This is a genomic window from Streptomyces sp. NPDC050625 (assembly GCF_040654755.1).
Lineage (GTDB): Bacteria > Actinomycetota > Actinomycetes > Streptomycetales > Streptomycetaceae > Streptomyces.
In genome coordinates, this window is sequence record NZ_JBFAIQ010000075.1 from 1 (window position 1) to 12,635 (window position 12,635).

Sequence of the window (12,635 nt, forward strand, 5' to 3'; positions counted from 1 at the left end):
TTCGTGGCGTGTCCGTTCGTTGCTGGGGTGCGGATGTATCGGACCGGGGATGTGGTGCGGTGGACGGATGAGGGGGAGTTGGTGTTCCTCGGGCGGGCCGATACGCAGGTCAAGGTCCGTGGGTGTCGCATCGAACCCGGCGAAATCGAAACCGTCCTGTCGGAGCATGCGGATGTCGCTCACGTCGCGGTCGTCGTGCGCGAGGACCGGCCGGGCGACAAGCGGCTCGTCGCATACGTAGTGCCTGCCGTAGACCGTGCCGTGGACGGCGCGGTGCTGCGTGAGTACGCGGCTGAGACGCTGCCGGAGTACATGGTCCCGTCCGCCGTGGTGGTGCTGGAGGCGCTGCCGTTGACGGTCAACGGGAAGGTGGACCGGGCCGCTCTGCCGGCGCCCGAGGCACCTGGCGGCATGGCGGGCCGGGCACCGGTCACGCCCGAAGAGGAGCTGTTCTGCGGGCTGTTCGCCGAGGTACTGGGCCTGGAGCAGATTGCGGCCGACGCCGGCTTCTTCGAGTTGGGTGGCGACTCGATCATGTCGATGCAGTTGGCGTCGCGGGCCCGACGCGCTGGATGGGTGGTCACCCCGCGGCAGGTCTTCGAGGCGAAGACCGTCGAGCGGCTGGTGCTGGTGGCAGAGCCGGTGGACACCCAGTCCGTCGCCCCGAGCGACGTCGGGATCGGCGAGGTGCCCTGGACGCCGGTGATGCGGACACTCGGCGAGCAAGTGGTCATCGGATCCCGCTTCGCGCAGTGGACGGTCGTCGGCGCACCGGCCGGGCTGGACCGCCAGGCACTGGCCACGGCCGTGGGCACGGTGATCGACACCCATGACATGCTGCGCGCCCGCGTCGAGGACAACGCAACGCGACTGACGGTCGGTGAGCCGGGAACCGTGACGGCAGCCGAGCTGATCCACCACATGGACGCGACCGATGCGGGGGACGGCGAGCTGGACCGTCTTGCCGAGGAGCAGGCGCAAGCCGCCGTGGCCCGCTTGGATCCGGCGGTTGGCGTGATGGTGCAGGTCGTGTGGGTGGATGCGGGACCGTCCCGCACCGGCCGCCTGGCGCTGGTGGTCCACCACCTGGCAGTGGACGGGGTGTCGTGGCGGATCCTGCTGCCGGATCTGCAAGCCGCGTCCGAGACAGCGGTCGCGGGTGGCACACCGGCCCTTGACCCGGTGGGCACGTCCTTCCGCCGGTGGGCGGAGCTGCTGACCACCCAGGCCCGAAGCATCGAGCGGCAATCGGAACTCCAAGCCTGGACCGAACTCCTCCAAGTCGACGAACCGCCCCTCGGCGACAGCCCGTTGGATCCGGACCGGGACACCGTACGAACGCTCAAGCACCACTCCTGGACGGTGCCGGTGGAGCAGGCGGCGGTCCTGGCCGGACAGATCCCCACGACCTACCACTGCGGCCTGCACGAAGTACTGCTCGCCACCCTCGCCGGAGCAGTCACCCACTGGCGGTCCGGTCCTGCCGGCCCGGTGCTGGTCGACGTCGAAGGCCATGGCCGGGAGCCGGTGGACGGGGTGGACCTGTCCCGGACGGTCGGCTGGTTCACCAACGTCCACCCGGTCCGCCTGGACACAACACCTGCCGACCTGGCTGACGCCCTGACGGGCGGCCCGGCAGCCGGCATGCTGCTCAAGGCCGTCAAGGAGCAAGTGCGTACCGTGCCCGGTGACGGACTCGGCTACGGTCTGCTCCGCCACCTCAACCCCGAGACCGCCGAAGTCCTCGCCCAACTCCCCACCGCCCAGATCGGGTTCAACTACCTGGGCCGGTTCACCACCGGCGAGCAGTCCGGCCCCGCCCGTGCCTGGCAGCTGACCGGCGAAACGACGGTCGGCGGCGCGGCCGACCCGGACGCTCCTGCCACGCACGCCCTCGACGCAGGCGCCGTCGTACGTGACACGGCTGACGGACCGGAACTGACCCTCACCCTCGACTGGCCGAGCGGACTCCTGGACGACGCGGCGGTCGAACGCCTCGGTGGGCTCTGGCTGGAGATGTTGCAGGGCCTGGCAGCGCACACCACCCACGACCCCACCGCGGGCGGCCACACCCCGTCCGACTTCCCCCTCGTCGACCTTTCGCAGGACGAAGTCGAGGAGTTCGAGGCCGCGGTCCCGGATCTGACGGACGTCTGGCCGCTGTCGCCGCTGCAGGAGGGCATGCTCTTCCACGCCGCCTTCGACGACGAGGGTCCGGACGTCTATGAGGGTCAGCGGATGCTGGCACTCGACGGACCGCTGGAGCCGACGCGGCTGCGGGCAGCCTGGCAGGCGGTCGTCGACCGGCATCCGATCCTGCGGGCCGGGTTCCGCTGCCGTAGGACCGGCGAGGCGGTCCAGGTCATCGCCCGGCATGTGGAGGTGCCCTGGCGGGAGGCGGACGTCTCCGGCCTGTCGGACGCCGACGCACAGGCCGAGATCGAGCGGCTGTCCGCCGACGAACGGGCGCAGCGCTTCGACCTCACGACCGCTCCACTGCTGCGCATCCTGCTCATCCACCTCGGCGCCGACCGGCATCGCCTCGTCCTCTCCAGTCACCACATCCTCATGGACGGCTGGTCGCTGCCGGTCCTGCTCCATGAGCTGCTGAGGGCGTACGAGACTGAGGGCGACGTCCGCTCGCAGCCCCTGCCCCTGCCCCTGCCGCAGCCGCAGGTGCAGCCGCCGATGTCGTACCGCGAGTACCTGGCCTGGCTGGCCCGGCAGGACAAGGAAACGAGCCGCGCCGCGTGGCGGGCCGAGCTGGCCGGTGCCGAGGAGCCGACCCGTGTCGTGCCCGCGGAGCTGGTACGGACGCCGGTCATGCCCGAGCCCGCACTGTTCGAGCTCACCGGTGAACAGACCCGGGCATTGGAGGAGTTGGCGCGCAGCCGTGGTCTGACCGTGAACACCGTGGTGCAGGGTGCCTGGGCGTTGGTGCTGGCGCGGCTGGCCGGGCGGCACGACGTGGTTTTCGGTGCGACTGTGGCCGGGCGCCCCGCTGACCTGCCCGGTGCGGAGTCGGCGATCGGTCTGTTCATCAACACCGTTCCCGTGCGGGTGCGGCTCGATGGCGCGCAGTCCTCGGCGGAACTGCTCGCCGACCTTCAGGAGCGGCAGGTTGCGCTGATGGCGCACCAGCACCTGGGCCTGGCGGAGATCCAACGGCTCGCCGGCCCGGGCGCGGAGTTCGACACCCTGGTGGTGTACGAGAGCTACCCGCACACTCCGGCCGCGTCGGACGCCGAAGCCCTGGCCATCAGCCCGGAGGGCAAGGCGGAGGACGCCAGCCACTACCCCCTCACGCTCATCGTCAACCCCGGTGACCGGCTGGGCGGCGAACTGTCCTATCGGCCGGATGTGTTCGAGCGTGTCGAGGCCGAGGAGATCATCGCCTCCCTGCTGCGGGTGCTTGAGCAGTTGACGGCCGACCTGTCGCTGCCGGTGGGCCGGATCGACGTCCTCAGCGAGGCCGAGCGCTCACGCATGCTCGTTGAGTGGAACGACACCGCGCGTCCGCTCTCCCCCGTACCCCTGCCGGAGCTGTTCACGGCACAGGCACGGCGGACCCCGCACGCGGTCGCGGTCGTCGCCGAGGGCGGACCGCAGTGGTCGTACGCCGAGCTGGACCGGATCGCCGACCGAGTGGCGTACGGCCTGGCCGAGCGCGGCGTGTCCCGTGGCGACCTGGTCGGTGTGGCGATGGAGCGGTCGGCGGAGCTGGTGGCCGTACTGCTGGGTGTGCTGAAGGCCGGCGCCGGGTTCGTTCCTGTGGAGGCGGACTGGCCCGCGGCGCGTCGGCGCGTGGTGCTGGAGCACGTCCGGCTGGTCGTCGCCGATCAGGAACCGACCGGCCGGCCCACGGACGTGGTGCGGGTCGACGCGCTGACGACCGGTACCGACGGCGGCGTCGCAGCCGCAGCCGCCGCCGGGGCCGGTCCCGAGGACGTGGCCTACGTGATGTACACGTCCGGGTCGACCGGTGTCCCGAAGGGCGTGGCGGTCACGCACGCGGACGTGGGCGCGCTCGCCCGGGACAGCCGGTTCGCCCACGGGCACGAGACCGTGCTGTTCCACTCTCCGCAGACGTTCGATGCGTCGACGTACGAGCTGTGGGTGCCGCTGCTGTCCGGCGGGCGGGTCGTCGTCGCGCCGCCGGGCATCCCGACACCCGCGCGGCTGCGGGAGTTGATCGGACGGCACGGGGTCTCCGCGCTGTGGCTGACGGCAGCGCTGTTCCACCTCTTCGCGCAGGACGACCCCGGGTGTCTGGCGGGGCTGAGCGAGGTGTGGACCGGCGGCGACGCCGTGCAGGCGGACGCGGTCCACCGAGTGCGGGAGGCGTGCCCGAACCTGGTGGTCGTGGACGGCTACGGCCCGACCGAGACGACCACGTTCGCGACGTCGTACCGCATCGAGCCGGACGCGTCGGCCCCGCTGCAGATGCCCATCGGCCGTCCGCTGGACAACATGCGCGTGTACGTGCTCGACGGTTTCCTGCGGCCGGTACCGGTCGGGGTCGGAGGCGAGCTGTACATCGCGGGGGCGGGCCTCGCGCGTGGCTATACAGCACGGCCGGGTCTGACCGCCGAGCGGTTCGTGGCCTCCCCGTTCCTGCCGGGTGCGCGGATGTACCGGACCGGCGACGTGGTGCGCTGGACCGGCGCGGGCGTGCTGGAGTTCGTCGGCCGGGCCGACGCGCAGGTGAAGATCCGTGGGCATCGGATCGAGCCGGGCGAGGTCGAGGCGGTCCTGACCGCACACCCCGGCCTCGGCCAGGTCGCGGTCGTCGTGCGCGAGGACCAGCCGGGCGAGAAACGGCTCGTCGCCTACGTCGTCCCGACCGGCGACGATGCCGCCCCTGCGGTCGACGGAACGGCGCTGCGTGACTTCGTGGCGGCCGAACTGCCGGACTACATGGTCCCGGCCGCGGTGGTGGTGCTGGACGCGCTGCCGATCACGCCGAACGGAAAGGTGGACCGGGCCGCACTGCCGGCGCCGGACTTCGCGGGCAGGGTGTCCGGGCGGGCACCGCGGGGAGTGGTCGAGGAGGCCCTCGGCGCACTCTTCGCCGACGTGCTGAGGCTGGCGCAGGTGAGCGCCGAGGACTCGTTCTTCGAGCTGGGCGGCGACTCGATCATGTCGATGCAGCTCGCGTCCCGGGCCCGGCGTGCCGGGTGGGTGGTCACGGCACGGCAGGTGTTCGAGGCGAAGACCGTCGAGCGGCTGGCGTTGGTGGCGGAGCCGGTGGACGACCAGGCGGCGGCCCCGGGCGACGTGGGGACCGGCGAGGTGCCCTGGACGCCGGTGATGCGGGCGCTGGGTCTGCCGGCGGTGACCGGCTCCCGGTTCGCGCAGTGGACGGTAGTCGGCGCGCCGGCCGACTTGGACCGGCAGGCGCTGGTCACGGCTGTGGGCGCGGTCGTCGATACGCACGACATGCTGCGCGCCCGCGTCGAGGGCTTCGGCGAACGTCGCCTGGTGGTGGGCGAGCCGGGGTCGGTGGATGCGGCCGGGCTGGTGCATCGGGTGCACGCGGCCGATGTGGCGGACGGCGAGCTGGATCGTCTGGTCGAGGAGCGGGCGCATGCCGCCGTGGAGCGGCTGGACCCGGCGTCCGGAGTGATGACGCAGCTCGTGTGGGTGGACGCCGGGCCGTCTCGGGCAGGTCGGCTGGTGCTGGTGGTCCACCACTTGGCGGTCGACGGCGTGTCGTGGCGGATCCTGCTGCCGGATCTGCAGGCAGCGTACGAGGCGGTCATCGCGGGTGGCGCACCGGTCCTCGACCCGACGGGTACGTCCTTCCGCCGGTGGGCGGAGCTGCTGACCACCCAGGCCCGCAGCGAAGAGCGCCGTGCCGAGCTGGAGGCGTGGACCGCCCTGCTGGACGGCGAGGAGCCGACGCTCGGAAGCAGGGTGCTCGACCCGGCCCGGGACACCATCGAGACGCTGCGGCACCGCTCGTGGGTGGTGCCGGTCCAGCAGGCGGCGGTACTGGCCGGGCGGACAGCGGCGGCGTTCCACTGCGGGCTGCACGAGGTGCTGCTGGCGACCTTGGCCGGTGCTGTCACCGACTGGCGTCCGACGGCTGCCCCCGGGCTGCTGATCGACGTCGAGGGTCACGGTCGAGAGCCGATCGACGGGGTGGACCTGTCCCGGACGGTGGGCTGGTTCACCAGCATCCACCCTGTCCGGCTTGATCCCCACGGGATCGATCTGGCCCAGGCCCGCTCGGGCGGCCCGGCGGCGGGTGCGCTGGTCAAGCGAGTGAAGGAGCAGGTGCGTTCCGTGCCCGGCGACGGGCTGGGCTACGGCCTGCTGCGCCACCTCAACCCCGACACGGCCACGACCCTGGCTCAACTCCCCTCCCCCCAGATCGGGTTCAACTACCTGGGCCGGTTCGACGCCGGTGAGCGGACGGGGCCGGTCGGCGCCTGGCAGTTGGCCGGCGAGACAGCCGTCGGCGGAGCGGCGGACCCGGACACACCGGTGGCGCACGCCCTCGATGCGAGTGCCGTCGTACGCGATACGGCTGACGGGCCGGAGCTCACCCTCACACTCAACTGGCCGAGCGGACTCCTGGACGAGGCGGCGGCCGAGCGGCTGGGCGGGCTATGGCTGGAGATGCTGGCCGGACTGGCCGCGCACACCGACGACACCCCCACCGCGGGCGGTCACACCCCCTCCGACTTCCCGCTGGTGGAGTTGACGCAGGAGGGCGTGGACGAACTGGAGTCGGCGATCCCGAACCTGGTGGACGTCTGGCCGCTGTCCCCACTCCAGGAGGGCATGCTCTTCCACGCCGCGTTCGACACCGACGGCCCGGACGTCTACGAGGGGCAGCGGACGCTGGCGCTCGAAGGGCTGCTGGACGTGGCCCGGCTGCGGGCGGCCTGGCAGGCGGTCGTCGACCGGCATCCGATCCTGCGGGCCGGCTTCCACCGCGGTGCCTCGGGGGATGCCGTGCAGGCGATCTCCCGTGACGTGGAGCTGCCGTGGCGGGAGGCGGATGTCTCCGGCCTGCCGGAGGCCTACGCGTCGGCCGAGGTCGAGCGGTTGTCCGCCGAGGAGCGGGCACGGCGCTTCGACCTGACGGCGCCCCCCATGCTGCGGCTGCTGCTCGTCCGCCTCGCCGCCGACCGGCACCTCCTGGTGATGACGACCCATCACATCGTCATCGACGGTTGGTCACTGCCGGTCCTGCTCGACGAACTGTCCACGATGTACGAGACAGCAGGCGACCTGCGCGCGCTGCCCGCTCCCACCTCCTACCGGGAGTACTTGGCGTGGCTCGCCCGCCAGGACAAGGAGGGCACCCGGGCCGCATGGCGGGCGGAGCTGGCCGGAACCGAGGAGCCGACCCGTGTCGTACCCGCGGACCTGGTACGGACGCCGGTCATGCCCGAGCCCGCACGCTTCGAGTTCTCGTACGAACTGACGCAGCAACTGGAGGAGTTGGCGCGCAGCCGTGGTCTGACCGTGAACACCGTGGTGCAGGGTGCCTGGGTGCTGGTGCTGGCGCGGCTGGCCGGGCGGCACGACGTGGTCTTCGGCGCGACTGTGGCCGGACGCCCCGCTGACCTGCCTGGTGCGGAGTCGGCGATCGGTTTGTTCATCAACACCGTTCCCGTGCGGGTGCGGCTCGATGGCGCGCAGTCCGCGGCGGAACTGCTCGCCGATCTGCAGGCGCGGCAGGTTGCGCTGATGGCGCACCAGCACCTGGGCCTGGCGGAGATCCAGCGGCTTGCCGGCCCGGGCGCGGAATTCGACACCCTCATCGTCTACGAGAACTACCCGCGCCGAGCCACGGAAGCCGATGAGTACACGCTGACCATTCGCCCGGCAGGGGCGAGCCGGGATGCGAGTCACTACCCGCTCAGTCTGGTGGTGAACCCGGGCGACCGGCTGGAGGGAGAACTCTCCTATCGACCCGATGTGTTCGAGCACGCCGAGGCGGAGGAGATCCTTGCCTCTCTCCAGAGGGTGCTTGAGCAACTGGTTGCCGACCCCTCGGTCCCGCTGGGGCGGATAGAGGTGCTGAGCGAAGCCGAGCGCATCCGGGTCGTCCGGGAGTGGAATGCCACGGCGCGGCCGGTTCCGGCGGGGTCGGTACTGGAGCTGTTCGTCGCGCAGGCGCGGCGATCGCCGACGGCCGTGGCCGTGCGGTGCGGTGAAGAAGTCATCTCGTACGGAGAGTTGGAGGCGCGCTCCAACCAGTTGGCGCGCTACCTGATCGGCCTGGGTGTGCGGCCGGAGTCCCGGGTCGGCCTGTGTCTGCCGCGCGGAGTGGACATGGTTGTGGGCGAGTTGGCGGTGTGGAAGGCCGGGGCCGCGTTCGTACCGCTGGATCCGGAGTACCCCGCCGACCGACTCGCCTACATGGCCGCCGACGGCGGAGCCTCGGTCGTGCTCAGCACCTCCGCGGACCTGGAAGCCGAGCACGTGGTGCTGCTCGATGCGGCGGCGGAGGCGCTGGCCGCGGAATCGGCCGAGCCGTTGAACACGGTCGTGGATCCGGACCAACTGGCGTACGTGATCTACACCTCGGGCTCCACCGGCCGGCCGAAGGGTGTGGCGGTTGCGCACCGAGGCGTGGCCAATCTGGCGGAGGCGATGCGGCCGGTGCTGGGTGTGGATGCGGGTGTCACGGCGTTGCAGTTCGCGTCGTTCAGCTTTGACGCGGCCGTGCTGGATGTGGTGGTGACGCTGGCTGCGGGTGGCACGCTGGCGATTGCCGGGAGTGAGGAGCGTACGGATCCAGCGGTGTTGGCAGAGATGATCCGTGCGGCGGGTGTGGGCGTGGCCAGTGTGGTTCCGTCACTGCTCGGGGTGTTGGACCCGGCGTCGGTACCGGGGGTGTCCAACTGGGTATTGGGCGCCGAGCGGTTGAGCGCCGACCTGGCCGCACGCTGGCGGGGGCAGGCTCGGGTGTGGAACACCTACGGCCCCACCGAGGCCACGGTCATCACCACCGCCACTGCGCTCGGCGAGGGCATCACCTCGCAGGACGCGCCGCCCGCGATCGGCCGGCCGCTACCCAACACCCAGGTCTTCGTCCTGGACGAGTTCCTGCAGCCGATGCCGGTCGGCGGCGTCGGCGAGGTCTACATCTCCGGGACGGGGCTGGCCCGGGGCTATGTGGGACGCCCGGACCTGACGGCCGAGCGGTTCGTGGCCTGCCCGTTCGTGCCGGGGCAGCGGATGTATCGCTCAGGTGACCTGGCTCGCTGGTCGGCCGACGGTGAGCTGCACTTCGCCGGGCGAGCCGATGAGCAGGTCAAGATCCGCGGGTTCCGCATCGAGCCGGGAGAGATCGGCTCCGTCATCGCCGCGCACGACAGTGTCGGCCAGGTGGCGGTCATCGTGCGCGAGGACCAGGCCGGTGACAGGCGGCTGGTTGCGTACGTCGTCCCGGCAGCGGACGGCGAGGCGGACATCGCGGAGCTGCGGGAGTTCGCCGGTGCGCGGTTGCCGGAATACATGGTGCCTTCGTCGATCGTGGTGCTTGACGCGCTGCCGCTGACGGTCAACGGAAAGGTGGACCGGGCCGCTCTCCCGTCGCCGGACTTCGCGGAGCAGGTGTCCGGCCGGGCGCCGGACGGCGTGGTCGAGGAAACCCTGTGCCGGATCTTCGCCGAGGTGCTGGGGCTGGACCAGGTCGCGGCGGACGTCGGCTTCTTCGAGCTGGGCGGCGACTCGATCATGTCGATGCAGTTGGCGTCGAGGGCGAGGCGCGCCGGGTGGGTGGTCACCCCGCGGCAGGTTTTCGAGGAGAAGACCGTCGAACGCCTGGCGCTCGTCGCTCAGCCCATGGACGGTCGGTCCACCGGTGGTTCGGGTGACGACGGTGTGGGCGAGGTTGCCTGGACGCCCGCGATGCGAGCCATGGGCGAAGGGGCTGTCGGGTCGCGGTTCGCGCAGTGGACGGTCGTTGGCGCGCCGGCCGGACTGGACCGGGATGCATTGGTCACGGCTCTGGGCGCGGTCATCGACACGCACGACATGCTGCGCGTTCGTGTCGAAGGCGGCGGTTCGCGGCTGATGGTCGGTGAGCCGGGAACCGTGACGGCAGCAGGGCTGATCCACCACGTGGACGCGACCATGACCAACGACAGCGACCTGGACGAGGTTGCCGGTCGTGCGGCCCGCGACGCGGTGGAACGGCTGGATCCCGCATCTGGCGTGCTGGTGCAGGTCGTCTGGGTGGATGCGGGGCCGTCGCGGACCGGCCGTCTGGTGCTGGTGGTTCACCACTTGGCCGTCGATGGCGTGTCGTGGCGGATCCTGCTGCCGGATCTGCAGGCCGCGTACGAGGCGGTGGTCGCGGGTGAGGCACCGGTGCTGGATACGGTGGGCACGTCCTTCCGCGGGTGGGCGGAACTGCTGACCACTCAGGCCCGCAGCGACGAGCGGCGCGGTGAACTACAGGCGTGGAGCGAACTCCTCCAGGGCGAGCAACTGGCGCTCGGTGACCGGCCGTTGGATACGTCCCTGGACACCATACGAACGCTCAAGCACCACTCCTGGACGGTGCCGGTAGCGCAGGCGGCGGTGCTGGCCGGACAGGCACCGACGATGTACCACTGCGGCCTGCACGAAGTGCTGCTTGCGACGCTTGCCGGAGCGGTCACCCACTGGCAGCCCGGTCCGGACGACCGGGTGCTGGTGGACGTAGAGGGGCATGGCCGGGAGCCGGTGCAAGGTGTGGACCTGTCCCGCACGGTGGGCTGGTTCACCGACGTCCACCCCGTCCGCCTGGACACATCAGCCGCTGATCTGGCCGAGGTGCTGGCGGGCGGCCCGGCGGCCGGGGCGCTGCTCAAGGCGGTCAAGGAACAGGTGCGTTCCGTCCCCGGTGACGGACTGGGCTACGGCCTGCTCCGTCACCTCAACCCGGAGACGGCCGAGGCCCTGGCCCAACTCCCCAGCGCCCAGATCGGGTTCAACTACCTGGGCCGGTTCACCGTTGGCGAGCAGTCCGGCCCCGTCCGTGCCTGGCAGATGGCAGGCGAGACGGCGGTCGGTGGCGCGGCCGACCCCGACATGCCCGTGGCGCACGCCCTTGAGGCCGGTGCCGTGGTGCGTGACACCACGGACGGCCCGGAGCTGACCCTCACGCTCAGCTGGCCCGGCAGCCTCCTCGACGACGCGGCGGTCGAACGCCTCGGCGGGCTGTGGCTGGAGATGCTGCGGGGCCTGGCCGCGCACACCACCGACGAGCCCACCGCGGGCGGCCACACACCGTCCGACTTCCCTCTGGTGGAACTCGACCAGGCCCAGGTCGAGGAGTTGGAAGCAGCGGTCCCGGATCTGACGGACGTCTGGCCGCTGTCGCCGCTGCAGGAGGGCATGCTCTTCCACGCGGCCTTCGACGACGCAGGCCCGGACGTGTATGCGAGCCAGCGGGCGCTGGCGCTCGACGGACCGCTGGACGCGGCGCGGCTGCGCGCGGCCTGGCAGGCAGTCGTCGACCGGCACCCGATCCTGCGGGCCGGCTTCCACCGGGGCGCCTCGGGCGACGCCGTACAGGTCATTGCCCGGCATGTGGAGGTGCCTTGGCGGGAGGCGGACGTCTCCGGGCTGGCGGAAGTCGACGCGTCGGCCGAGGTGGAGCGGCTGTCCGCCGAGGAGCGGGCGCAGCGCTTCGACCTCACAACGGCGCCGCTGTTGCGCCTCTTGCTCATCCGCCTCGGCGCCGACCGGCATCGCCTCGTCCTCTCCAGTCACCACATCCTCATGGACGGCTGGTCCCTGCCGCTGCTGATCAGCGAGGTGTCGGCCGCGTACGAGGCAGGCGGCGACGCTCGGGGACTTCCTGCGCCGACGACGTACCGGGAGTACCTGGCCTGGCTGGCCCGGCAGGACAAGGAAGAGACCCGTACCGCATGGCAGGCCGAACTGGCCGGGGCCGACGAGCCGACGCGGGTGGTGCCCGCGGATCTCGTGCGGGCCTCGGTCCTGCCCGAGCCGATCCGCTTCACGTTCCCGGAGCACCTGAGCCGGAAGCTGGAGGAGGTCGCGCGAAGCCATGGCCTGACCGTGAACACCGTGGTCCAGGGTGTCTGGGCGCTGGTGCTGGCGCGGCTGGCCGGGCGCAACGACGTGGTCTTCGGCGCCACCGTGGCCGGACGCCCCGCAGACCTGCCCGGAGCGGAGTCGGCCGTCGGCCTGTTCATCAACACGCTCCCGGTACGGGTGAACCTGACCGCGGGACAGCCGATCATCGAGATGCTGGCCGAACTCCAGCGAGGACAGGCCCGGCTGATGAGTCATCAGCACATCGGTCTGGCGGAGATCCAGCGCCTCGCCGGGCCGGGCGCGGAATTCGACACCCTCGTCGTGTACGAGAGCTACCCGCATGCGCCGGCCGCATCGGACGACGAATCCCTGACCATCCGCCCGGCAGGCGCAAGCCAGGACACGAGCCACTACTCCCTGGCCCTGATCGTGATTCCGGGCGAGCGGCTGGAAGGTGAATTCGTCTACCGGCCGGACGTGTTCGAGCGCGCTCGGGCGGAAGACGTCCTTGCCTCTGTCCTGTGGGTGTTGGAGCGGGTGGTGGGGGATCCGTGGGGGTTGGTGGGGCGTGTTGGTGTGTTGGGTGGTGTGGTGCGTGAGCGGGTGTTGGGGGAGTG

The 12,635-nt window shown here is 71.4% G+C and carries 1 protein-coding gene; it reads left to right on the top strand.

Features of this window, described 5'->3' with window-relative positions:
• Positions 1-33: 33 nt before the first annotated feature.
• On the top strand, positions 34-12,635 hold a 12,602-nt coding region (locus AB0I54_RS47285), incomplete at its 3' end, for an amino acid adenylation domain-containing protein (protein ID WP_363302604.1).